Raw genomic sequence first — 22474 nt, 5'->3', positions numbered from 1 at the left:
TAGCGTCGCATCCCTGGCGCCCGTGACTCCGAGCACATCGGCTACGTCACGATACTTGGACGGCGGACGACACGGGGCGAAGCACGGCAGCGTTAAGCCCAGTGGCTTAGTGGATCCGGACGATGATCTCCGAGTGGCCCAAGCGGATCACGTCGCCGTCGGCCAACTGCCACTCCTGGATCGGTGCGTTGTTCACCGTGGTGCCGTTGGTCGAGTTCAGGTCCGACAGCAGCGCGACCTGTCCGTCCCAGCGGATCTCGAGGTGACGCCGTGACACGCCGGTGTCGGGCAGCCGGAACTGGGCGTCTTGCCCGCGGCCCACGATGTTGGAGCCCTCGCGCAGCTGGTAGGTGCGCCCGCTGCCGTCGTCGAGCTGCAGGGTGATGGTGGTACCGCCGGCGCCGTAGCCGCCCTGGTCGTAGCCGCCGTAGCCGCCCTGCTGGCCGTAGTCGGCGGGCTGGCCGTAGTCAGCCTGTTGCCCGTAGTCGGCGGGCGGTGCGTAGTCCGCTTGTTGCCCGTACTCGTACTCGGGGCTGGCGGCCTCGGGGTAACCCCCGGCCTGGCCGCCGTACGTTCCGCCCTGCGCGTGCTCGGAGTACTGGGTGTACTCGGCCGAACCGTAGTCCTGGCGTCCGTATCCGCCGCCCTGCTGGTAGCCCTGGTCGTAGCCGCCGCCCTGCTCGGGGTAGCCGGGTCGGTGTTCGGGCGGGGCGTAGCCGCCCTCGTCCGGCCGGGCCGGACCGCGACCGTAGTCGCCGTAGCCGGGGTAGCCCTGCTGCCCGCCGCCCGGCTGGCCGCCAGGCGGTCCGTAGCCGCCGGCCTGGCGGTACCCCTGGTCGTAACCCTGGCCGCCGTAGCCACCGGGAGCGGGCGGACGCTGCTCGTACGACTGCGGGTAGCCGCCCTGCCCCTGATCGGGGTAGCCGCGCTGATCTTGGTAGCCCTGCTGAGGTGGGTAGCCGCCCTGACCCGGCTGCTCGGGGTAGCCGCGCTGCTCCGGGTAGCCCTGCTGCGGTGGGTAGCCGCCGCCGTGCCCCTGATCGGGGTAGCCGCCCTGCTCCGGGTAGCCGCCCTGCTCGGGTTGGCGGGGCGGTGGGTAGCCCTGCTGAGGCGGGTAGCCCTGCTGCTCGGGTGGATATCCACCCCGCTGGTCGGGTGCTCCCTGCGGGTCCGGGCCACCGCGCGCGTCGTCCTGCGGACGCCCGTAGCGGTCGTCGTAGTACTCGTCGCCGGATCGCCCCGGCCCCTGAGTCCCGCGGTAGCCAGAATTGTCAGTCATTGGTGCTACTCCTCGTTCTTCGCCGAACGCGTTATTTGATTGTGGCCGGACGGGCTCGTCGACCGTCGGGCGGGGCTGGACATCGGGGTTGACAGCACCGCGGGCGCGGTACTGGCCGGTGCGCAGGCTCGATGACTGCTCGAACCGAACGACCACCTCACCATACGTTTGCCACCCCTGTTCGTGGATGTAGTCAGCCAAGTACCTCGCGAAAGCGCTCGACGTGAGATCCGAATCGGCGCTCACCTTCTCGAAGTCGTGCATACCGAGGGTAATGATGTATTCGTTGGGGGCCAAAAGGCGATTTCCGTGAAGCCTCTGGACCCCGTCACGCGCTTCGCGGCATAACAAGGCTTCGACCTCTTGTGGAACGATCGATCCACCGAATACCCGGGCGAAGGCATTGTCTACCGTCGACTCCAGTTTGCGCTCGATCCGCGCAACCAGCCCCCGTTGGCTACTCATGTCCTACCGTTCGCGTGCACTTGCCATGAGGTATTGCCGGTGGGCGGCAAACGAATCACCCCGGTGCTGGATCACTTCCGCATGGTATCGGGACACCGTGTCGCCGCGGCACTTTCGAAATCGTGAGAATTGCATCCGCCCAGCTCAGAAAGGCGCAGAGCGGCAGGTGCGCGGTACGGTACGGCTTCGGGCCCGCTTCGTCGGTTCGGGGTTCGGGCCATTAGAGTGATATGGTCCATCGGTTGTTTTTCCGGGCGAGTGGCGGAATGGCAGACGCGCTGGCTTCAGGTGCCAGTGTCCTTCGGGACGTGGGGGTTCAAGTCCCCCTTCGCCCACACTGAGCGGTTCAACGAAAGGTCACGGCCTCGAAAGAGGTCGTGACTTTCGTGTTTGTGGGGCGGGTGTGGCGCCGCGCTACGACGCGGATACCCGATAGGTTCCGTGGCCCTCGATGACCGCGCCGTCCAGGAAGGTCAAGACCTCGCTGACCGAGTCGCCGTTCTGGTTGCGGTACGCGATGACGATCGTGTCGATGCCCTGGTACACGCCGTCGACGGAGAACCTCAGATCCGGAATGCGTGCGAGGGCGCCGGTCCAATACCGCCGCAACGCGGCCTTACCGCGGACCACGCCGTGCGTTTCCGGGAAGATCTCGGCGGCCACGGGCGACGTGAACACGACGTCGTCATGGAAGTCGGCGAGAACGGCTTCGACGTCATGGGCGTTCCAGTTCTGCACCCACCGTTCGCTGAACGCGACCGCATCGACATTCATGCCGGCACTGTAGCGCCCGGCTCCGCTCATAGCTGGCGGCGAATGTCGAGGAGATGGTGCTGCAATTCGTGTGCGGTGTGTACCGCGACCCAACGCAACGACCGCTCGCTCGTCTCCGGATAGTGATAAACGACCGTGCGCTCCCAGTCGCCGTCGGCGAGCCGGGCCAGGACGTTGCTGAATAGCGTTGCGGCGCCGCTCAGTTGGCGGGCCACCTCGATGGGGTCTTGCTCGTTGTAGCCGTCGTGCTCGGCGCGCTCCTCGCGGCCCATGGACGCGCAGTCGGCGCCATTGACGCGCCGGGCCGCGAGCACCCGTTCGCGCTGTACGAGCAGCACGTCGCGCAGATGGCAGGCGTATTCCAGCGGTGACCAGACGTCGGGTCGTGTTCGCAGCCGCGTGTCGATGTCGTTACTACTCAGAAGCGCAACGACTTCGGCGGCCGCGGCGCGGATGTCGGCGCCGACGGTTGCGGCTCGGCGCAGGTCATAGGTGAAACCGCATCCCGCGCAGGGGTCTGTCACGCGACCATCATTTCAGACCGGTTCCCGCGGATCGCTCGAAAAACAGATGACCCGGCGAACGATGTTGGGCCGGAGGTCAATTAGACAAATCCAGGGCCCGTCTCCGGTGCTTGCGGACACGCTACCCCCGAGCCGACGCCCGCGGGCAGGCCGGTCACGTCGGTGCGACGGTGAGACAACCCACAGATTGGATATGAGGGTAGCCTTACCTAAATCAGCGCGGTAGGGTCCCGACGCATGACCTTCTCCCATCCCCCTGTGCCCCGCACCGTCGACGATCAGTTGGTCAAATTCCTTCACGATCACTTGGGCCTGGGATCCGAACCCAGCACTGGCACAACCCGTTTGATTGGCGCGGGAGCCCGCGCGTGAGCGTGCTCGCCGCCGCGATGCGCGAGGCGATGACCCGATCACCGCATGACTTGGTGGTCTTGGACAAAGAAACCGACCAATGGACGGCGCGCCCCTGGCCCGAGGTGCACGGGATGGCCGAACGCATCGCGGCGCGGCTGCTCCAGCAGGACCACGTCGGGGCGGTGGGGCTTGTCGGCGAACCGACCATCGAGCTGATCGCCGCCATCCAAGGCGCGTGGCTGGCGGGCGCGGCGGTGTCGATCCTTCCGCGTCCCCGGCGTGGCGCCGACCCGGCTGACTGGGCGCACAACACGATGACCCGGTTCAGCGGAATCGGCGTCAGCATGGTCCTCAGCCACGGAGAGACCCTGCGCCTTCTCGCCGAGACCGAATCGACGCCTGTCGTCTGCGGCTTGGCCGAGGCTACGCGCACCCCGGCGTCGAATGACCTTCGAATTCCACGTGATTCGGAAGCCGCAATCCTGCAGGGGACCGCCGGGTCGACGGGCGATCCGCGCACGGCGGTCTTGTCGCCGACCGCGGTGGTGAACAACATGCGCGGCATCGCCGAACGGCTCCAACTCGACGGCGCCACCGACCGCGGGTGTTCGTGGCTGCCGATCTATCACGACATGGGTCTGGCTTTCCTGCTGACCTGCGTTCTCAGTGGCATGCCGCTGTGGCAGGCCCCGACGGGCGCCTTCTCGGCGGCACCACTTCGCTGGGCGGAGTGGCTTTCGGCCAGCGCGGCAACGTTGACCGCCGGACCGAATTTCGGGTACGCCACGCTCGGGCGTTTCTCCGGTCGAGTGTCGGACGTCGACCTAGGGCCGCTGCGTGTTGCCATCAACGGTGGAGAACCGGTGGATTGCGAGGGATTCCAGCAGTTCGCAACGGCGATGGCGCCGTTCGGTTTCCGGGCCTCGGCGCCGACCCCCGCCTACGGGATGGCCGAGTCGACATGCGCCGTCACCATGCCTGAGTGCGCAGACGGATTGCGCATCGACGAGCGCACTGAATCCGGAAGCCTCCAGAAATACGCTCTGTTGGGACGGCCGATCCCCGGCATGGAGCTACGAATAAGCCCGGCCGAGTCCGACGATGCGATCGGGGAGGTTGAGATCCGTGGAACCTCCATGATGACGCGCTATTTCGGCGACATCGGCACCGCATCGGATCTCGACGCGGGATGGTTTCGCACGGGCGATATCGGTTACCTGGTTGACGGCGAACTGGTTATCTGTGGGCGCTCGAAAGAGGTCATCACCATCGCCGGCCGCAACATCTTCCCCACCGAAATCGAACAGGTAGCAGGCCAAGTCGACGGTGTACGGCAAGGCGCGGTGGTCGCGGTGGGGTCCGAATCCGGGGCGACCCGGGCCCGACTGCTCATCGCGGCGGAGTTCTTGGGTTCCGACCAGGAGGTGACCCGCAGCGCGGTCATCAAACGGGTCATCTCGGTGTGCGGCGTGACTCCGGCCGACGTCGTCTTGATGCCGCCGGGTTCGCTGCCGCGCACCTCGTCGGGCAAGCTGAGGCGCCTCGAGGTGGGCCGGCGGCTTGCCACCTGAGGCCGGCGGTTTCGCGACGACCGACGTGCCCTCGGCTACTCTCCCCGTGGGCTGACGGATATCTCCGAGGCGGTCCGCAACGTTCCGGCTTCGCCGATACCGGAGTTACTGTCGCCCAGCAAATTTCGCGTCATCGTCCCGCGATGGAGCGGACGCGAAATTCCCTGGCAGAAACGCATGGTGAATTGACCGGTGCGCCCGTGTCAGTACCCTTATGTGCAGCTCAGGAGGGTCGACAATGCACATCGACGTGGAATGCGCGCGTCCGCGGTGCGATGCGCATCGCCAGTTAGTTAGCGATCGATGGTGTCATGGGACTTCCCTATATAGATGAGAGGGCGCTGGTCGCCGAAGCCGGCGGCGACCCCTGGGCGATTAATGCGAGCCTGCAAGCTGGCAGCCCGCTGCAGATTTCGAATTTGGCCCAGGCCTTTCATCGCGCGGGTCGATGTACTGCCGAGGCCGACAGCGCTTTCCAGCAGGCCCGCACCCGATTCGAAGCCGCCTGGAATCAGCAGGATGGCGGGCATCCGATCAATGATTCCGACGAAGTTCAGCGGGTCGTGAAATCCCTTGGAGCGCAGTCCTTGCAGCTGCCCAAGATCGGCGCGGACCTGGAAAACATCGCCGCGGCGTTGGCCGACGCACAGAAGGCAGGCTCAGCACGGATCGCCGCGTTGGAAGCGCAGTTGAAGAGCATCTCGGACTCGGTCGTCCAGGCCGTCAACCTGTTGAACAACGACAAAAGCCTCACTGCCGCGGACAAGGACGCAGTGCACGCGTTCATCGACACCTGTGAAGAGGATGCCCTCCGCGACACCAAGGCGGCGCTGGCCGCACTGCAAGCGATTCGCAACGGCTACGCCGACGGCCTTCAGAAATCGCTGGATAGCCTTCACGCCGAAGGGTATGACGGCGCACCCCTCCATGGCGCCGACGCTGACGGTGTCGCCCCGCCGTCGCCCGCCCAACAGGCCGCATTGGGGGAGATCCGCCAAGTCATCACACAGGCGGTGGCGGACCAACTGGCCAAGGTACGCGCTGCGCGGGACGCTCTGAATAAGGCCGCGGCCGAGGCATACACCCACGGCCCAGGGTCGCCGGAAGCCGAGGCCGCCAACGCCAGGCTGCCCAAGCTCAAGGACGATCTTGCGAAGGCTCTCGACGACCTGCGCAAGATGCCCGACTACACCGGCATTGATCCCGCGTCGGTGAGCATCACCCCCGACGGGCGTTTCATGTTCACCTACAACGACAAGGGACAGCCCGTACAGGTCATCGGCCAGCTCAAGAACGGAACGGGCGAGTTCTTCGACCAGGCCACCGGCACCTACTACAGCTTCAACGGCGGCAAGTTGACCGGCATGCGCACACCGGATCCCGGGCAAGTGGAAGCCACCCCCGAACCGCTTTGGACCGCCATCACCCTGGCGGTCGGGGGGCCGGGGCTGAAGGCCGGCGGGGAGGCGCTTTTACAAGGCGCGAAGGCGCTATTCGGTCGAGAAGCGTTTGAGGGCTTGACGTCCGAAAGCCTGACGGCCAGTGGCATGACCGGGCCAGAGTTGCGTGCCGCGCTGGCCGGGACGGATCCCCCTCCGCACGGTGCACCAGGGATTGGAGGTGAGCCCGTCCCCGGCACGCATCCTCTTGAGCCGCCTCCGGTCGAGCACGCGCCGCCGGTCACCGATGCACCCGTCGAGCACACGCCGCCGGCCGCCGATGCACCCGTCGAACACGCGCCGCCGGCCGACGTACCCGGCGAGCACGCGCCAGCGGGGCCTCACGTAGCGGCGCTGCCCGACAGTCCGCCACCGCTACCGCCGGATCACCCGCCGCCGCCACCACTTGCCCCAGACCACCCTTTGTTCGACGGATACCATCCGGTTGAGCCTGGCCCGGAATTCACCCAACCTGACGGCCGCCTGCGATATCCCGACGACACGTTGCCGACCAAGCCGTACGCGGTCCCCGGTACCGTCGTTCCCGACGCCCATCTCACCCCAGGCTCCACCCTCAGCCGATTTGGCAATCCAGGGGGCTCCTACATGGCTCCCGAGGGGACACCCTTTGCTGAACTTTCACTGCCCCCGGGAAGTGCTGCCCAACCCTTCTACCAATACGTTGTGAAAGATCCGGCTGCGCTGCCTCCTGGCTGGCATATAGAGGGATCGGAGGCAGCGCCGTGGTTCCATCAACCGGGTGGAGGTCAGCAATATCGAATCATCAAACCAGATGGCACAAATGGTACCGTGGAACAGCTGGAACGTTTTGGCGTAGTGGTGCGGATACGGTGAGATGGTAGATTTTTCGCGTTTGACAGAAATTTGGTCAGAATGGGCTCCCAAAGCCGGGCTGGTTGGCGTCTCAACATCGTTAAGTTGTGATGACTGCAAAATCGCATTCAATGCGAATGATTACTCGGTCCATATTCGAGATGGCAAAGATTGCTGGGCAATCGACATGGTCGACGACCGTGGCCATAAGCGCAAAGACGTCGCGAAATTTTCGAGCTTTGACCTGGTAGAGAAGTATTTGGTGTGGGACTGGGCAACCCTCGCGCGCTCTGGCTTGGCGTCTGGCCCATTAGGCACCGACCTCTATAAGTTGGGTTATGCCGCCGGAGTTGAAGTGTCCGAGTTGGACAAAGGAAATATCGAGCTGCGCCTAGATGGCGAATGGGCCATATTGGTGGTGGGCGACGCTACAATTTTCAGCCACATAATGCTTAAATCTTTCGACGACCTGCTGGAAATCGCTAGCCAAGGCGGACTTTGAACGATTCCGACGTCCGAAATCTATCCGCGTCGGTCGACATGCGGCCTTCAGCAGACGAGCGTGTTGGTGGCTCACCATTCAATCGCGCGTGAGGTCCAGGAACGCTACGAGCGCACCCACTGCGTGATCTCCGGCGTGACGGCGTCGGTGATGTCGTCGAATTCGGGATGCTTCTTGAGCACCGTGCCGATCATCGAGCACACGGGAACGATGCGCTTGCCCTCATCCCGCGCCTCGTTGAGCGCTTCCTCGACGAGGATCGTGGCGAGCCCGCGTCCGCCGTAGGCCGGATCGATTTCGGTGTGGTAGAAGACGCGCTGATCGCCGCGGTCGGCGAAATCGGCCAGCCCCACCGTCTTACCCTCGACAGAGATCGTGTACTTGCCGTCCTCGAGGCGAACGGTGGCTTCGGCGCCGGTCTTATCGGTTGTCATCTGTGCTTCCCTTTCTTTGCGGTGTAGGCCTGGGCCGCAGCCGTGCGGTCGGCAGCGGTGGGGCGGGCAGCCGGGCGAGGGCTCCCCGGTATCCCTGGACGGCGCCGAATCGGTCGTCGCCGTCCTCCCACAGTTGTCGGTAGTCGACGATGTCTTCGTGGCTTCGCCCGACGAAGTTCCACCACATCACCAACGCTTCCGTGAAGGGGGTGCCGCCGAGCAGCAGCACCCGCGCGGGGCCCTCCCCCGCATTCTGTACTCGCACCCGGGTCCGGCCGGGAGTCAGGTATGCCAATTCGGCCGTCGCCACGGCAGCTCCGTCGACGTGTACGGGCCCGGAGTCACAGAGCACCCCATGCTCGAAGGCCTGGTCCACGTCGATGTCCAGGGCGGCGCCGGCGTCGAGGTCGATCTGGGCGCCCAGCAACGGCGTAGCCGTCGCCACCGGCGATCGGTCACCGGCCAGCTCGCCGAGAAAGACCCGCGCAGTCGCGCCCGGTAGCGCCACCGGCACCGGCGTGTAATGGGCGAAGTCACGTCCGGTGTCGCGATCGGACGCGGGCAGCGCGACCCAGAGCTGGACGCCGTGCAGCAGCGCCGCGGCATGCAGCGAGACCTCCGAATGACAGATGCCTGCGCCCGCGGTCATCAGGTTCAGCTCGCCGGGCCGAACAACCGCGTGCACGCCGGCGCTGTCGCGGTGCTCCACTTCCCCACTGAACAACCAGCTGACGGTTTGTAGTCCCGTGTGGGGGTGCGGCGGGACGTCCATCCGCGCGGCGACCGGGCCGTAGTGGTCGATGAAGCACCACGCACCGACCAGCGAGCGCTGTCGCTGCGGAAGGGTGCGTTGCACCCGGATTGCCCGGGGGCCGCCCAGCGGAACCTCGCGCGGCTGCAGCACTTCCACCGTCGGCGACGCATCCAGGTGTTGTGAAGCGGCGCAGGCAACTTCGGCCGGCGCTACTTCAAGATTGCTCATCGTCCACCCTTCGCCGCGGGGCCCTGTCGTGAGCGCCGTCCTCCGCGACCGTATCCGGCATGCCTACTTGCGCGGTGGTCGCAGCACCTTCATGGCCAGTCGCATGACGGGCTCGGGCACGCGATCCTTCATCGACAGGGCGCTGTCGGCCGCGCGGGAGCGCAGCGGGGTGCCCCGCCCGAATACCCGGTTGAGCGGCCCACCGGACGGTTCGAGCACCACGTGCAACGGCGGGGTGCCGACGGCGGCGCCCAGCGCGTTGGAGATGACCATCCTTTGGATCTCGCTGGTTCCTTCGAAGATGGTGTACAGCTTGGCATCCCGATACCACTTCTCGACCGGATGATCGGTGATGTAACCCCAGCCGCCCATGGTCTGGATAGCGCGTTCGGTGGCCTTGACCGCGACTTCGCTGGCGGCCATCTTCGACATCGAACCCTCGCCCCGTTCGAAGGGGACGTTGTTGGCCGCCATCCACGACGCACGCCAGGTGAGCAGCCGAGCCGCGTCGATCTGGGTGGCCAGCTCCGCCAGCGGGAACGCGATGCCCTGGTTGTCGATGATGGGTCCGCCGAAGGCCTCGCGCTCGGTGGCGTAGCCGGTGGCGTATTCGAGGGCCGCGCGCGCGATGCCGATGGCCTGGGCGGCGACCATGGGCCGGGTCTGCTCGAAGGTGCCCAACGTCGCCGAACCGGACCGCTTTCCGCCCGCCACAACTTCCCTGGCCTTGGCGAGCTTGTGTTGGAGCTTGTCTTCTCCGCCAAGCAGATTGGCGCCCGGAACGCGCACACCTTCGAAGAGCAACTCGGCGGTATGAGATGCCCGGCAGCCCAGTTTGTCCAGCTTGCGCACCATCTTCAGTCCGGGCGTACCACCCGGCACCACGAACAGCGCCTGGCCGCGATGGCCGAGCTCCTCGTCGACCACCGCGTTGACCACGTGCACGTTGGCGATGCCGCCATTGCCGATCCACATCTTGTGGCCGTCGATGATCCAGTCGTCGCCGTCGCGGCGCGCATGGGTGCGCAGGTTGCGCACATCGCTGCCACCCTCGGGCTCGGAGATGGCCAGGGCGGCCAATTTGAGATCCCCTGGCGTGCCGAAACATTCGGGCGCCCACTCCAACATCTGCTCCGGGGACGCGGCCTGCCCGATCGCCGAGAGCGCCAGCGCCGGCATGACGATCGCCAAGCCGATGCCCGCGCAGCCCCAGAACAGCTCCTCCATGAACATCGGCAGGGAGATGCCGGACGGATCGCCGATCAGGTCGCGGTAGAACAGCGGGCTGTAGAACCCGCGCTGGGCCGCCTCCTCGAGGACGGCCCAGGGGAATTCCTGTCGCTGGTCGTAGTCGAGCGCGACTGGGCGTATTACGGATTCGGCGAATTCGTGCGTGCGCCGGGCAAGGTCGTGTTGTGCCGCCGTCGGGGTCAGGTCGAACGTCATGGGTGCGCCTCTAAGTCGACAGACTGGTCCTGCCGACCCCGACTACCCCGTTGACCGGCTCAGCAAACTGCCGCGCCGGCTTTCGGTGAAATGTCAGGCGGCCGAACGGGGTTTGACTTGCGCCAGCGGCAGGTGCAGCACGACTGCGGCCACCGCGACCGCTTCGTGTTCGTGCCGTGCCAGCAGGGCCGCGTTCTCGGGCAGCTGGCGGGCATTGATCTCGCCGGAGGCGATACGCCGGAGGACCTCGTGCGCCTGAGCGAGTTGGTCGCGCTTGCGGTATTGGCCGCCCGGCAGCTTCACCCCGGCCCACACGCCGTACTCCTCGCGGTGCGCGATGGCGTGGGCGGCGCAGCGGCGCTGCTGCGCCAGTGGGCAGCGGCGCAGGCACTGAATCCGCGCCTCGGTGGCCGACCGCTCGTACGCGCGCGCCTTGGCGGCGCCGTCACCACCGTCGTCGTCGGGGTAGCCGAACCACAGTTCCGGATTGGCTGCGCAGGGGTGTGCCATGTCGGTCTCCTCGGTCGAGCGTGAAACGTAGGCAAAAGCGTATACAGAGAGACAGGCCGAAAGCAAGAGAAACGAGACAAAAACGTATATACCGATATCGAACGTGCTGGCTGTGTAATATCCGGCCCATGGCCGGAGCGTGCGGTGACCCGTGAATCGGCCGGTGCGGCGATCCGCGCGCTTCGCGAATCCCGCGATTGGTCGCTCGCCGACCTCGCCGCGGCCACCGGCGTCAGCATCATGGGCCTGAGCTTTCTCGAGCGCGGAGCCCGCAAGCCGCACAAAAGCACTGTTCAGAAGATTGAAAACGGCCTTGGCCTGCCGCCGGGCACCTATTCGCGGCTGTTGGTGGCCGCCGATCCGGACGCCGAGCTGGCGCGTCTGATGGCCGCGCCGCCGCCGGCGCCGATGCCGACCCGGCGCAGTGGACCGGTGGTGGTTGACCGGCACAGCGACACGGAAGTGCTGGAAGGCTATGCCGAAGCGCAGCTCGACGCCCTCAAATCCGTCATCGATCGACTGCCGGCGACAACATCAAACGAATATGAGACGTATATTCTGTCTGTGATCGCGCAATGCGTGAAGGCAGAGATGCTCGCCGCCAGCTCCTGGCGGGTGGCCGTGAACGCCGGCGCCGACTCGACCGGCCGGCTGATGGAGCACTTGCAAGCGCTGGAGGCGACGCGTGCAGCGCTGCTGGAGCGGATGCCGACCAGCCTGAGCGCGCGTTTCGATCGGGCGTGCGCGCGGTCGTCGTTGCCGGAGACCATCATCGCGGCTCTGGTCGGTGTGGATGTCGACGAGATGTGGGACATCCGCAACCGGGGGGTGATCGCGCCGGGTGCTCTCCCCCGCGTCCGCGCCTTCACCGACGCGGTCGAGTCCGGCCACAACGCGGCAAGCCACGTTGACGAGGAGGGGGCATCGTGAGCGAAACCGAACTTCAGGCGCTGAGCCGCGCTCATCGACTCTTCGCCGGCAGCACGCGGGCGCCGTCCCTGGACGCCGGCACAACGAGCCACCGCAACGTGCTGCAGCGCGCCGCTCGGCTGAGCGACAAGATGGCGCACGGCGGTTACCAACTCGCGGTGGACCACAGCCGGCAACGTCTCACCGCGGCGGCCGGCACCGACGCCGCGGCCGCTGACGTCATCGCCGGCGCGCACCGCGATCGCGCGCAAGCCCGCGATCTGACCCGAAGCGTGCTGGAGGCGGCCCGCGCCGATGCCGACATGCCGGCCACACCGCTGGCCCAGCGGGAGGCGATGCGACGCCGCGTGGCTCGCCTGCGAGCCCAACGGGCGCACGTCTTGTCGGCACGCTTGCGTGCGCGACGGCGCTACGCGGAACTAGTGGCCTTGCGCTATCGGCTGCGGCACGACCGCCGGCTCGGGACCGCGGGACTGCCGAGCGAGCGCGCCGCACTGGCGGTGCGCGCCGCCTTGTCTCGCTTGGGGCGTCCCTATGTGTGGGGCGCGACCGGACCCGACCGGTTCGACTGTTCCGGGCTGGTGCAGTGGAGCTACGCGCAGGCCGGGATCCACCTGGATCGCACCACATATCAGCAGATCAACGACGGCATCCCGGTGGCCCGCTCCCAGGTGCGCCCGGGCGATCTGGTGTTTCCGCACGCGGGCCACGTGCAGCTGGCGATCGGGAACAACCTGGTTGTGGAAGCGCCGTATTCGGGTGCGTCGGTTCGAATAAGCCGACTGGGCAACAACGTTGCGATCCGCCGACCGATATGACAAGCCAAGACCGCCCGGCGACGCGGGCACGACGAATGGGGTGAGCGATGCCGGAACAACAACCGGGGCCCTCGTTGGAGGCCGTTGAGGCGCGGCGGTCCGCGCTGGCGAGTCAGCACGGTACCGCGTCGGAAGCCGATCGGGTGCTGACCGACGTGTTGACGAGCGCTCATGAGGCGGCGCGCGAGAGTGTCAGGCGACTGGACTCCATCGCCGAGCAGATCGACCACGCGACCGTGCACCAGGCGGACCTCGCGCTCGATACGCCCATGGGGGCGCGGGAATTTCAGAAATTCCTGATGGCCAAGCAGCGTGAGATCGCCTCGGTCGTGGCCGAAGCGCGCGAATTCGGTCAGGCGAAAAGGGCTGTGTTGCAGAGCCTTCGGGCCCAGTACGGCGCCGACTCCGGCTAGCCGGAAGTAGTCCACACCGTGCAGTGCAGTGAATTGTCGGCAGCTTTGCCCCTGAGTACTGTCGCCGAACATGGAGGGGTCGCGTCGTTTCCCGCAGCAGCGTTCGAGCAGGCTGCGGCGCAGCCGGCCTGGCTGATGTCGGCATACGACGACCTGCTTGCCGCGGTCAAATACGTGCGCGATCGCACCGGCGATCCGAACGCATGGCAGACGGGATTGGCGCCCGGCGAAGTGACCGCCGTCATCACCCCGACCACGCGCCCTGAACAGGTCGAGGCGATTCTGCGCAAAATCCGCCAGCAGCACGCGGGCATCTTCGGCGCCGCAACGGCGGCCAATCCGCCCGTGCCGCGGCCGTCCGCCGACACCCCGGCACCGCCCGATCGCGAGACGGGCGCTGCTGCCGACGCCATCGCCAATGCCGAAGCCGCCCTCTCGCAACAGAACTCGGCGAGCTCGCAGCTGGACATGCAGGTGATATCGGCGATTCTGAATGCGCACCTGCGTGCGGTTGACGGCAGAGAAGCCCTGACCAAGTTGCAGCACGAAACCGAAGCCGCGGTGCGGATCAGGTCAGACCTGGACACCCCGGCCGGTGCGCGTGATTTCCAGCGGTTTCTCATCGGCAAGCTCCGCGACATTCGCGAGGTCGTCCTGAACGCCAGCCTGGACGACACGTCCAAGTCGGCGCTGATGGCCGCCTGGACGTCGCTGTACGACGCCTCGAAGGGGGAACCGGCTGCCCCGCCTGAACAGCCGCGGGGGTCGGTGCCGGTCGGTGATACGTCCGCGGCCGGCGCGACCGATGATCTCGATGCCGAATGGGATCCGCTGCTGGACTCCCTGTTGGGCGACGATGACGGGCTGTCCGGGGATGTCGCGGGACCGGATCCGGCCGTCGGCGCCGCGATGCCGGCCGTGCCGCAGTCGCCGATGACGCCCGCCATGCCCAACTTCGGTGGCGGCTCACTCCCCGGGCTCGGCTCCATGCCGTCGATGGCCGGTTGGGAAGGGCCCGGTGGGTTTCCGCTCTCCGGTGCGCAGGGCCGCGACGGGGCCGGCCCGGCTCTTGACGATCTGGCCGACGAGGAGCCGCCGAACGACGAGGGCCGGGAACCGGAGGCGCTGGACGCTTCGGACGAGGCGGGCGACGGGACCGAGCGCGATACGTCGGCGGATGAGCCGGCGGCCGGTCCGACACCGGTGACGTTGCCCGACGGGGAAACGGTGACCGCCGCCAGCCCGCAGCTGGCGGCCGCGATCACGGCGGCCGTCGGCGGCACCCCGATAGCGGAGGCCTTCCAGCATCAGGGAATGACCATTCCTCCACCGGGAACCGCGGTGCCCAGCCCCATCGATCCCCTACAGGTGGCGCCCGGCGACATCGGGATGCTCACCGACCGTCACGCACTCGCCCTCGGCTCCGGCAAGGCGCTCCTCGATGGCCAAATTCAACACATCGCCACCGTGAGCGGGCCGAGCTTCCTAGGCTGGGAGCATCCGCCGGCGGCGGCCGCGGCACTACCGACGCCGGCCAAGCCTGACCCACCGACACCTACCCGGCCGGCGACCTCGTCGACCACCTGACAAAAGTGAATCCGCCGGCACCACCGGCGGTCGTCAACAGGAGACAGCGGATGGCAGATTCGATTCATGTAGTGCCTGCGCACCTACGTCAGGCTGCCGCGCATCACCAGGACACCTCCGAGTACCTGCGTACCGTTCCGTCGTCGCACGCCGCGATCCAAGAGAGCCTCGATTCGCTTGGGCCGATCTTCAGTGAACTGCGCGACGCCGGCCGTGAGCTGCTCGAACTTCGGCGCCAGTGTTATGAGCAGCAAGCTGCCGACCACGCCGATCTGGCCGACAAGCTGACCGTTTCGGCGACGATGTGGGAGCAGCACGAGCAAGAGGCGGCAGGGAAGTTCGGCGACATCGTCGACCGCGGTCGATGACCGACGCGAATCCCGCTTTCGACACCGTTCACCCGAGTGGACACATTCTCGTCCGCTCATGCCGCGGCGGTTATATGCACAGCGTCGCGCTGAGCGAAGAGGCGATGCAAACCGACGCCGAGACCTTGGCGCAGGGCATTCTGCTCACCGCCGACGTGTCGTGCCTCAAAGCGTTGCTGGAAATTCGCGACGAGATCGTCGCGGCCGGGCACACCCCGTCCGCGGAGGTCCCGACACCCCGAGACCTCGACGCGGCCATCGAAAAGTTGCTGGCGCACAAGCTGCGCCGCCGCAACGGCGTGATTTAACGGGCTGTCAGGCGAGCTGCCCGCCTAGCGCAACCACGGCTTGGCCACGCTGGGATCGGGGACGATACCGGTCGGCGGCTCTACCGGGTTGGGGCCGAACAACTCTCGCGCGCGAGCGAGCAAGGTGCGCACCTCGTCGAGTTGCTGCTGCAGTGCAGAATCAGCCATGGCCTTACGCTACCCAGGGGCGTGCGACCGCACAATTCACTGACCGCACAAGTCGCCCGCCGACTCCCGGTACGCTTAGCCGGTGGCGGTCTTCGGTCGGATGTCGGCGCGCCAGCGCCTCCGGAGGGCTACCCGGGAATCACTGGCGATGCCGGCTTTCAGCTCCCCTATCGACTGCACCCCGTGGGTGACAGGCGGGTTGTGGCCTGCCGAATTGTCGACGGTGACGCCCGAAACAACCACGCTCGCTGAGTATCTCAAGGCCGACCTGGAACGAATTGCTCGCGCCGCCAACGACGAATTGAAGTTGCTCAAGCGATCGGGAATGACCGACCTGTCCCGTCAGGCAGCCGAGGCGCGGGTCATCGAGGCCGCCCGCGGACGCGCGGTGCGTCGAGTTGAATCCACGATCCGTTATCTGCATGCGGTGCAGAGCGGAGCTCAAGCACCCCCGGCTCCCCCACCGCGGGTCGAGCCGGCCGACGCGGACCTGGAAAAGACGCAGGTGCTGCCCGTAATCCGCGGGGTCAAGCCCGTCACCGAGGCGCCGCCGCCGGGCCCGCCCGAGTCCACCCCGCGACCGGGTGGACGGCGCCGTCGTCGAGAGGCCGCGGACGAAACCCAAGTCATCCCGGTGGTCCGGGACGAGCCGATTTCGCCCACGCCGGCGGAGCCCGCGCCCGAGCCGTCCCCGGAGCTGACCGATTCCGGTCGTCACCACGCGGTCGTGCAGGACGAGCCGGAGGCGACGACGCCCGAGGACGAGCCCGTCAGCGCCGCCGATGCGCCCCATCTCGAGGAGACGCAGAACATCCCAGTGGTCACGCAGGCCGAGCCGGTGTTCGAGGCGCCGGTGCAGCGGGCGCCCGAGCCGCCCCCGGAGCTGACCGATTCCGGTCGCCATCACGCGGTCGTCGACGAGCCGGCCGTCGCTGAGGCGGAGCCGGTGGCGCAGGAACCGGTGGCGGCCGACGTCACGCCCGCCGCGGAAGCTACCGCCGACGCCGATACGACCGCCTTCGCCGCCTCCGGGCCGCGGCCCGGGAAGCCAACGGCGCCAACCGGATTCGACAACGAGCGGCTGAATCGGCTGCTGGAGTTCGTGGTCCGGCAGGAGCCGCGCGTGAATTGGGCGATCGGAGACCGCGCCGACGGCACGACGGTATTGGTCACCGACCTCGCACACGGATGGATACCGTCGGGCATCGCCCTTCCGGCGGGCGTGCGGTTGTTGGAGCCCGAGCGGCGCACCGGCAGGGTGGCCGCGCTGATCGGCGAAACGGCGCGGGCCGTCACTTACACGCCCGGTGATTCGCTGCACCGCTCGGTCGACTTCGCCGCGACCCGCTCGTCCGTGGAGCCGCGCAGCCTGCCCCCGATCGATGATTTGGCGGCCGTGTTGAGCGCGGCCACGCGGGCACGTGCCGATCTGCCCAAGATCGTGCCGAGGTTGGCAGAAGCCGCCGCGGCGGGAACGGTCGTCGTCGACCAGGAGGTCGACGTGCTGCGGGTACACCTCGATACCGCGCGCTACCAGCTCCTCGTTCAATACCCGAACGTCAATCCGGCGCTGTTGCTCAAGTGCCTTTTGATGGCCGCCACCGAGGGCATCGCCAGCGGCGACGCCGTCTCCGCGAACTACCACCTCGCCTGGTATCAAAAGCTCGGCGGGTGAATGGGCTGTACCTGCTCGCGTATGAATTGACGCTGGTCGGAGGGGTCGAGGATACTGTCATGGTGGCGGATTCGGGCAGTCGCGCGAATCTCAGCGAGAAGGATCTCGTCGAATCGGTTCTTCGGGAACTGAGCGAGGCGGCCGACAAGTGGGAAGCCCTTGTGGCACAGGCCGAAGCCGTCACCTACAGCGTCGACCTGGGTGACATTCACGCGGTCGCGAATTCCGACGGCCGGTTACTCAAACTGACTCTGCATCCCGGCGTGATGACCGGCTACGGGCACGGAGAGCTTGCTGAAAGGCTGAACCTCGCGATTACCGCGCTGCGCGAGGAGGCCGAGGCCGAAAATCGGGTGAGTTACGGCGGACCCCTGCACTGACGCCCGCGTTGCGCGCGCTCATCGACCGGCGCGTACTGGGATGGGCCCCGGCTCTCTTCGCGCGTTTCACGCGCTCATCGACCGGGGCGTACTGGGATGGGCCCCGGCTCTCTTCGCGCGTTTCACGCGCTCATCGACCGGGGCCGGGAGGCCCCGCGAAAGCCTGCGCGATCTGTAACCAGCGCTGGGCGTCGGCGCCCTGGGCGGTGAGGTCCAGGGCGCTCAACGGACGCCGTTGGGTGACCAGGAAGCAGAAGTCCTGCGCGGACCCAGTCACCCGCTGCTGGGCGTCGGGCGGCCCCCACGACCAGGTATCGCCGGCGGGCCCGCGCAGCTCGACCAGGAACGGCTCGGCCGGCGGCGCCAGATTGTTGACGGCGAAGGCGAAGTCGCGGGTCCGCACCCCGAGGTGAGCGATCGACCGCAGGCGTTCGGTCGCGGGGCGCGTCACGCCCAGGGCATCGGCGACATCCAGGCCGTGCGCCCACGTCTCCATCAGGCGCGCGGTGGCCATCGAGGCCGCACTCATCGGCGGGCCGAACCACGGGAGCTTGCGTCCCTGCTGCACCGTCAGCAGCGCGTCGTGCAGCCGTCCCCGCGTGACCCGCCACTGCGCGAGCAGCTCGGCCGGCGCCAGCGCCGCCAGTTCCCCGGCGCCCTCGTCGACAAAGCCCGCGGGGTCGGCGGCCGCACCCGCCAGCACCTCGGCGAACCCGGCCTCGTCGGTGACCGCGATCAGGGCTACCCGATCCGTCCACAGCAGGTGGCCGATCTGGTGTGCGATGGTCCAGCCGGGCGCCGGCGTCGGGTCGGCCCAGCGGTCGGGCGGCAACGGCGCGACCAGCTCGTCGAGCGCGTCGCTTTCGGCACGCAGGTCGTCGACGATGGGCGCGGGACCGGTCATCGGATCCCTCGACTGTCGGCCGCCGCCGTCGGACACGTCACGTCTGTACCTTAACGATCGTCCACCTGCTCGCCGCGGCGCCCGATGATGCCGTGCACGGCCAGGCCGATCAGGTAGAGCACCGATCCGAACAGCGCGAAGGCGGGTGCGTGCCCGTCGTCGGGAATCAGGCTGCCCGCCACCGTGATTGACACGATGAACGCGACCCAGAACAGCGCGTCCTGCACGGCGAACACGTGCCCTCGCAGGGCGTCGTCGACGTCCACCTGGATCGCGGTGTCGGCGCACAGTTTGACCATCTGCCCGGTGATCCCCAGCAGGAAGCCGCACGCGACCATGACCGGGAGGAGCAATTCGGCGCCGGCGACCTCGATGAGCGCCGACGTCGCCAACGCGCCGTTGGCGGTCGCGTAGCGCCCCCAGCGGCGGACCGCGGGCGGCGTCAGGACGTTGGCCAAGAAGGCGCCCAGGCCGGCGGCGCCGAAGAACAGCAAGGCGGTGCCGAATCCCCCGCCCTCGAGGTTGGGCATGTGATGGACCAGCAACAAGACCAGCAGCGAGTTGATGCCGACGACCATCCGGTGGGCGGCCAGGCCGGACAGGGTGGCGGCAACCGTGGGACGCTGCGCCACCGTCCGCGCGCCGTGCAACCAGCCGGTGATCACCGCGTAGATGACCGGCCCGTGGATCGCTCGCCGGGTGTCGTCGGGGCCGAGCGCCCGCGCACCGAACCGCCACGCCAAGAGCAACGCGATGGACACGGGAACCGCCGTGAGGAACACGATCGCCGAGGCGCCCTTGTCGCTGGACCCGAAGATGAACCGGGGCACCAGCATGAAGTTTGCGCCGAAGAACGCCGCGATGGCCCCGGTTGCGGTGGCGACCGAGTTCATCGTCACCACCTGCTCGCGCGGCACCACATGCGGCAGCGACGCCGACAGCCCGGACCCGACGAAGCGGGCCAAACCGTTGGCGAACAGGGCGCCCAGCAACAGCGGCAGGTCCCCGGCCCGCACCGCCAAGATGGTGCCGATCGCGGCGAACAGGATCAGTCGGCCCGCGTTGGCGCCGACGAGCACCAGCCGCCGATCCCAGCGGTCCATCAGCGCGCCAGCAAACGGACCGAGCAGCGAGTACGGCAAGAACAGCACGGTGAAGGCGCGCGCGATGGACAGCGGATCGGCCGCCCGATCCGGGTTGAACAGCAGCGCCCCGGCCAGCGCCGCCTGAAACAAACCGTCACCGAATTGGCTCGCAACGCGCACCTGCAACAGCCGCCAGAAGTCCGGCAAACCGCGCACCGACCGCCAAATTTCGACGGGTGCGCTGGACTGCATCCGGGTTGGGATCACCGAAACCGACTTCCACGATTGGGGCTGGCAAAGCTCGAGCGATCAGAGCCGCTCCGACCACAGTACAAATCTCCGTGCCCCACCCTCTCGATTGCCCTGGGCCACCATGCGCCGGATGCGATGATGGTGGGGTGCCGCCGCCCGAGGACCCAGAGGACTACGTCGCACCTGCCGCACAACGGGTGCGCGCGGGCACTTTGCTGCTCGCCAACACGGATCTTCTCGAACCGACGTTTCGGCGCAGCGTGATCTACATCGTCGAGCACAACGACGGAGGCACGCTGGGCGTCGTCCTGAACCGCGCCAGCGAGACCGCGGTGTACAACGTGTTGCCCCAGTGGACCAAGCTCTCGGCCAAACCGAAGACGATGTTCATCGGCGGGCCGGTGAAGCGTGACGCGGCGTTGTGTCTGGCGACGCTGCGCGTCGGCGCCGATCCCCAGGGCGTCCCGGGGTTGCGGCACGTGGACGGCCGGGTGGTCATGGTTGACCTGGACGCCGACCCCGACGTGATCGCACCACTGGTCGAAGGGGTGCGAATCTTCGCGGGGTACTCGGGTTGGACGATCGGTCAGCTGGAAGGCGAGATCGAGCGCGACGATTGGATTGTGTTGTCCGCCTTGCCATCCGACGTGCTCGTCGGACCGAGGTCCGACCTGTGGGGCCAAGTCCTGCGCCGCCAGCCGCTACCGCTCTCGCTGCTGGCGACCCACCCCATCGACGTCAGCCGGAACTAGGGCTCAGTTCCCCGTCCCCAAATTCAGGGGCACGACTGGGTGCAGCCCGCACAGCTGCCGGCGCAGGCGGGCGCCGCGGCCTGTTGGCGCACTGCGATGCGTGCACTCTGGTACGAACCCGCGGCCAATGTCCCCAGCGCGCCCACCACACAGACGACGAGCACCACCAGCGCCGTATCGGGCACGGCCGCCAGGGCCACCGCGCCGCCGGCCGCCAACATCACCGCGGCCGCCAACTGGGTCGGCGCCATCGCGCGCAGCGCCAACGCGGTGGCGCCGAAATTCCGGTTGTGGGCAAGCGACCAGGTGCCGAAGCCCGCCGAGGCCACCGCCGCACACATGCACAGCACGCCCGCAATCAGCATGGGCACACAATACGAGCCGGGTCACCGGCCCGCGCATCCGGCTCCGCAGTGCCGGCGGCGCGATCCTTTTAGTGCTGCAGGAACGAGAAGTTCGGCAGCGGGGGCAGGCCCGGCACCATGGCCAACAGGCTGGGGGTGCGCTGCGGGTTCGTCACGGGCGCCTGCGCGGGGAGCCCGACCGGGGAAGCGGGGGACGTCTGGGCGAGCGGTACCAGCGGTGCCGCGCCGGGCGCCGGGGCGACCGGGGCAGCGACGGGTGCGGGTGCCGCGGGCGCCACGGGAGCGGTGGCCGGTGCCGGCGCGACGGGCGCGGCGGCGGGAGTGCGGGCGGGAGCCTGGGCGGGCAACCCGACCGGGGAAGCGGCGGGGCCTGGGCCGGCGCCGGGGCGGTCGCGCCGGGGGCGCTGACGCGGAATCCGTTGATGATCGCGTCGGTGGCCGGTGCATCGGCTACGCTCACCGCTCGATCGGTGGTCACCGACAGCGATACGAGGTACTTGTCAGCCCCCGACGTGGCGATGACGTGACGCCGCGACGTGTTGAGCGTCAAATCGCCGTCGCGGTAGGTGCCTTCGACGATCGACGACGGGAAGCCGCAGAAATCGGTCATCGCGGCGTTGGTGGGTTGCCACGCCGGAAGCTTCTGGCTGTCGACGTAGCCGTGGGTGATGGCCTCTTTCGGGTCGAAGGTGCCGACCAGTTTGTACACCACGACCTGCGCGTTGGACGAATAGATACTGCTGCCCTGCCGGTCGGCGATGACCGCGAACGCATCGGGCACGTTGGGATCAGGCACCTGGGTCCAGCGGGCGGGCACCGGCAAGGTGATGTCGAGTGCCTTGAAGCCCTGAGGCTTTTGCGCCTCGAGCTTCACGCCCTTTGACTGCAGGAAGTCGCGGATCGTTCCGGACGTCGCGGGAGCCGGGCCGGAGCCGGGGCCGGCGGGGTGACCGCGGCCGGCGCGGCGGTTCGCGGCGCGGTGGCGGTCGCCGGCGGGGCGATCTGGTTGCCGGCCGGCGGGGCCGCGAGGTATCTGCTCGGCGGCACCAGCTCGGGCCCCAGGTTCTGGGGTGCCGGTGCGGGAACCGCGGGGACGGGTGCCGGCGCCGGGGCGCCGGGTCTGCCGATGCCGTGCCGCCCGCAACAACCGCCAGGCCCATCAGGCCAGCGACCATACCGCCGAGGAGTGCCCGGTGGACGGGGACGATCTCAATCATCTGCGTCGGTCCTTCCAAAGGCGTCAGTACCAGAAGCCGTCGATAGTGGCTGACTGTAACCAGAGGTCAAAGGCGGTGAATAGGCTCGAAACACACCTGGGATGAACCTCTGATCGGCGCGCAACGGAACCGAGACCA

At 67.7% G+C, this 22474-nt stretch carries 22 protein-coding genes, 1 tRNA gene and 2 pseudogenes; 13 read left to right on the top strand and 12 right to left on the bottom strand.

Translation table 11 applies throughout. The annotated features are described in order from the left end of the window. Positions 1-106: 106 nt before the first annotated feature. Complete coding sequence (locus tag B9D87_RS19120) at positions 107-1744, bottom strand: FHA domain-containing protein (protein ID WP_007771648.1); 1638 nt, start codon at positions 1742-1744, stop codon at positions 107-109. 252 nt (positions 1745-1996) lie between these two features. On the opposite strand from B9D87_RS19120, the gene B9D87_RS19115 reads away from it, so the two are divergent. Next, positions 1997-2079: transfer RNA gene (locus B9D87_RS19115), tRNA-Leu, on the top strand. A 79-nt stretch (positions 2080-2158) separates the two neighbouring features. On the opposite strand, the gene B9D87_RS19110 is transcribed toward B9D87_RS19115, so the two are convergent. Next, a complete protein-coding gene (locus B9D87_RS19110; RefSeq protein WP_007771650.1) occupies positions 2159-2518 on the bottom strand; it encodes a nuclear transport factor 2 family protein in 360 nt (119 codons plus the stop codon). A 26-nt stretch (positions 2519-2544) separates the two neighbouring features. Next, positions 2545-3042, bottom strand: a complete 498-nt coding sequence (locus B9D87_RS19105; RefSeq protein WP_007771652.1) for a DinB family protein — start codon at positions 3040-3042, stop codon at positions 2545-2547. 368 nt (positions 3043-3410) lie between these two features. Here B9D87_RS19105 and mbtM point away from each other — a divergent pair, with 368 nt between their 5' ends. The 3 genes from mbtM to B9D87_RS27580 all read left to right on the top strand — a co-directional run bounded on the left by mbtM (position 3411) and on the right by B9D87_RS27580 (position 7742). Next, complete coding sequence (gene mbtM / locus B9D87_RS19100) at positions 3411-4967, top strand: long-chain-fatty acid--ACP ligase MbtM (protein WP_007771654.1); 1557 nt, start codon at positions 3411-3413, stop codon at positions 4965-4967. Positions 4968-5278: 311 nt separating this feature from the next. Continuing rightward, complete coding sequence (locus B9D87_RS19095) at positions 5279-7261, top strand: TNT domain-containing protein (protein ID WP_007771655.1); 1983 nt, start codon at positions 5279-5281, stop codon at positions 7259-7261. A 1-nt stretch (position 7262) separates the two neighbouring features. Then, positions 7263-7742, top strand: a complete 480-nt coding sequence (locus B9D87_RS27580) for an Imm61 family immunity protein (RefSeq protein WP_238553448.1) — start codon at positions 7263-7265, stop codon at positions 7740-7742. A gap of 104 nt (positions 7743-7846) precedes the next feature. Here the strand turns inward: B9D87_RS27580 and B9D87_RS19085 are convergent, their stop codons facing one another. From B9D87_RS19085 to B9D87_RS19070, 4 genes are all read right to left on the bottom strand, one after another. Next, positions 7847-8176, bottom strand: coding sequence for a GNAT family N-acetyltransferase (locus B9D87_RS19085; protein WP_007771657.1), 330 nt, complete (start codon positions 8174-8176; stop codon positions 7847-7849). Next, on the bottom strand, positions 8163-9158 hold the full coding sequence (locus B9D87_RS19080; RefSeq protein ID WP_040630503.1) for a pirin family protein: 996 nt from the start codon (positions 9156-9158) through the stop codon (positions 8163-8165). The genes B9D87_RS19085 and B9D87_RS19080 overlap by 14 nt, the downstream gene beginning before the upstream one ends. A gap of 63 nt (positions 9159-9221) precedes the next feature. After that, complete coding sequence (locus B9D87_RS19075) at positions 9222-10604, bottom strand: acyl-CoA dehydrogenase family protein (protein WP_007771659.1); 1383 nt, start codon at positions 10602-10604, stop codon at positions 9222-9224. A gap of 93 nt (positions 10605-10697) precedes the next feature. Continuing rightward, complete coding sequence (locus B9D87_RS19070) at positions 10698-11114, bottom strand: WhiB family transcriptional regulator (RefSeq protein ID WP_007771662.1); 417 nt, start codon at positions 11112-11114, stop codon at positions 10698-10700. Between the two features lie 144 nt (positions 11115-11258). On the opposite strand from B9D87_RS19070, the gene B9D87_RS19065 reads away from it, so the two are divergent. The 6 genes from B9D87_RS19065 (at position 11259) to B9D87_RS19040 (ending at position 15538) form a co-directional block, all read left to right on the top strand. After that, on the top strand, positions 11259-12044 hold the full coding sequence (locus B9D87_RS19065) for a helix-turn-helix domain-containing protein (protein WP_007771664.1): 786 nt from the start codon (positions 11259-11261) through the stop codon (positions 12042-12044). Continuing rightward, complete coding sequence (locus B9D87_RS19060; protein ID WP_007771666.1) at positions 12041-12862, top strand: C40 family peptidase; 822 nt, start codon at positions 12041-12043, stop codon at positions 12860-12862. Before B9D87_RS19065 ends, B9D87_RS19060 begins: the two co-directional genes overlap by 4 nt. 47 nt (positions 12863-12909) lie before the next feature. Beyond that, positions 12910-13275, top strand: coding sequence for a DUF4226 domain-containing protein (locus B9D87_RS19055; RefSeq protein ID WP_007771667.1), 366 nt, complete (start codon positions 12910-12912; stop codon positions 13273-13275). Positions 13276-13410: 135 nt separating this feature from the next. Beyond that, a complete protein-coding gene (locus tag B9D87_RS19050; protein WP_007771669.1) occupies positions 13411-14862 on the top strand; it encodes a DUF4226 domain-containing protein in 1452 nt (483 codons plus the stop codon). A gap of 50 nt (positions 14863-14912) precedes the next feature. Beyond that, positions 14913-15230: an ESX-1 secretion-associated protein gene (locus B9D87_RS19045; RefSeq protein WP_007771671.1), complete on the top strand. Its 318-nt coding sequence runs from the start codon at positions 14913-14915 to the stop codon at positions 15228-15230. Continuing rightward, positions 15227-15538 (top strand): DUF2694 family protein, encoded by a 312-nt coding sequence (locus B9D87_RS19040; protein WP_007771672.1) that lies wholly within the window; start codon positions 15227-15229, stop codon positions 15536-15538. The genes B9D87_RS19045 and B9D87_RS19040 overlap by 4 nt, the downstream gene beginning before the upstream one ends. 24 nt (positions 15539-15562) lie before the next feature. On the opposite strand, the gene B9D87_RS27085 is transcribed toward B9D87_RS19040, so the two are convergent. Continuing rightward, positions 15563-15706: a hypothetical protein gene (locus B9D87_RS27085; RefSeq protein WP_167540315.1), complete on the bottom strand. Its 144-nt coding sequence runs from the start codon at positions 15704-15706 to the stop codon at positions 15563-15565. Positions 15707-15788: 82 nt separating this feature from the next. Between B9D87_RS27085 and B9D87_RS19035 the strand changes: the two genes are divergently transcribed. Both B9D87_RS19035 and B9D87_RS19030 read left to right on the top strand, forming a co-directional pair. Beyond that, on the top strand, positions 15789-17381 hold the full coding sequence (locus B9D87_RS19035; RefSeq protein WP_040630505.1) for a DUF5632 domain-containing protein: 1593 nt from the start codon (positions 15789-15791) through the stop codon (positions 17379-17381). Positions 17382-17440: 59 nt separating this feature from the next. After that, positions 17441-17761: a DUF2710 family protein gene (locus B9D87_RS19030; protein ID WP_007771677.1), complete on the top strand. Its 321-nt coding sequence runs from the start codon at positions 17441-17443 to the stop codon at positions 17759-17761. Between the two features lie 130 nt (positions 17762-17891). On the opposite strand, the gene B9D87_RS19025 is transcribed toward B9D87_RS19030, so the two are convergent. After that, a complete protein-coding gene (locus B9D87_RS19025) occupies positions 17892-18665 on the bottom strand; it encodes a TIGR03084 family metal-binding protein (RefSeq protein WP_007771679.1) in 774 nt (257 codons plus the stop codon). A gap of 50 nt (positions 18666-18715) precedes the next feature. Further along, positions 18716-20048: pseudogene (locus B9D87_RS19020) on the bottom strand (MFS transporter). Positions 20049-20148: 100 nt separating this feature from the next. On the opposite strand from B9D87_RS19020, the gene B9D87_RS19015 reads away from it, so the two are divergent. After that, positions 20149-20754 (top strand): YqgE/AlgH family protein, encoded by a 606-nt coding sequence (locus B9D87_RS19015; protein ID WP_007771683.1) that lies wholly within the window; start codon positions 20149-20151, stop codon positions 20752-20754. 23 nt (positions 20755-20777) lie between these two features. Here the strand turns inward: B9D87_RS19015 and B9D87_RS19010 are convergent, their stop codons facing one another. Further along, on the bottom strand, positions 20778-21119 hold the full coding sequence (locus tag B9D87_RS19010; RefSeq protein WP_007771684.1) for a hypothetical protein: 342 nt from the start codon (positions 21117-21119) through the stop codon (positions 20778-20780). 370 nt (positions 21120-21489) lie between these two features. Continuing rightward, a pseudogene (locus tag B9D87_RS27575) lies at positions 21490-22336 on the bottom strand (LpqN/LpqT family lipoprotein); the annotation flags it as partial. Positions 22337-22474: the final 138 nt, after the last annotated feature.

This window comes from Mycobacterium colombiense CECT 3035 (genome assembly GCF_002105755.1).
Classification (GTDB): domain Bacteria; phylum Actinomycetota; class Actinomycetes; order Mycobacteriales; family Mycobacteriaceae; genus Mycobacterium; species Mycobacterium colombiense.
Note: the sequence above shows the minus strand (reverse complement) of the source record. Positions and strands in the feature narration are given on the sequence as shown.

Coding starts and splice junctions, on each gene's coding strand:
- B9D87_RS19085 (WP_007771657.1), bottom strand. CDS start 8,176: ATGACAACCGATAAGACCGGCGCCGAAGCCACCGTTCGCCTCGAGGAC.
- B9D87_RS19030 (WP_007771677.1), top strand. CDS start 17,441: ATGGTGGCGGATTCGGGCAGTCGCGCGAATCTCAGCGAGAAGGATCTC.
- B9D87_RS19055 (WP_007771667.1), top strand. CDS start 12,910: ATGCCGGAACAACAACCGGGGCCCTCGTTGGAGGCCGTTGAGGCGCGG.
- B9D87_RS27085 (WP_167540315.1), bottom strand. CDS start 15,706: ATGGCTGATTCTGCACTGCAGCAGCAACTCGACGAGGTGCGCACCTTG.
- B9D87_RS19110 (WP_007771650.1), bottom strand. CDS start 2,518: ATGAATGTCGATGCGGTCGCGTTCAGCGAACGGTGGGTGCAGAACTGG.
- B9D87_RS19080 (WP_040630503.1), bottom strand. CDS start 9,158: ATGAGCAATCTTGAAGTAGCGCCGGCCGAAGTTGCCTGCGCCGCTTCA.
- B9D87_RS19120 (WP_007771648.1), bottom strand. CDS start 1,744: ATGAGTAGCCAACGGGGGCTGGTTGCGCGGATCGAGCGCAAACTGGAG.
- B9D87_RS19070 (WP_007771662.1), bottom strand. CDS start 11,114: ATGGCACACCCCTGCGCAGCCAATCCGGAACTGTGGTTCGGCTACCCC.
- B9D87_RS27580 (WP_238553448.1), top strand. CDS start 7,263: ATGGTAGATTTTTCGCGTTTGACAGAAATTTGGTCAGAATGGGCTCCC.
- B9D87_RS19095 (WP_007771655.1), top strand. CDS start 5,279: ATGGGACTTCCCTATATAGATGAGAGGGCGCTGGTCGCCGAAGCCGGC.
- B9D87_RS19075 (WP_007771659.1), bottom strand. CDS start 10,604: ATGACGTTCGACCTGACCCCGACGGCGGCACAACACGACCTTGCCCGG.
- B9D87_RS19010 (WP_007771684.1), bottom strand. CDS start 21,119: ATGCTGATTGCGGGCGTGCTGTGCATGTGTGCGGCGGTGGCCTCGGCG.
- B9D87_RS19025 (WP_007771679.1), bottom strand. CDS start 18,665: ATGACCGGTCCCGCGCCCATCGTCGACGACCTGCGTGCCGAAAGCGAC.
- B9D87_RS19040 (WP_007771672.1), top strand. CDS start 15,227: ATGACCGACGCGAATCCCGCTTTCGACACCGTTCACCCGAGTGGACAC.
- B9D87_RS19050 (WP_007771669.1), top strand. CDS start 13,411: ATGTCGGCATACGACGACCTGCTTGCCGCGGTCAAATACGTGCGCGAT.
- B9D87_RS19045 (WP_007771671.1), top strand. CDS start 14,913: ATGGCAGATTCGATTCATGTAGTGCCTGCGCACCTACGTCAGGCTGCC.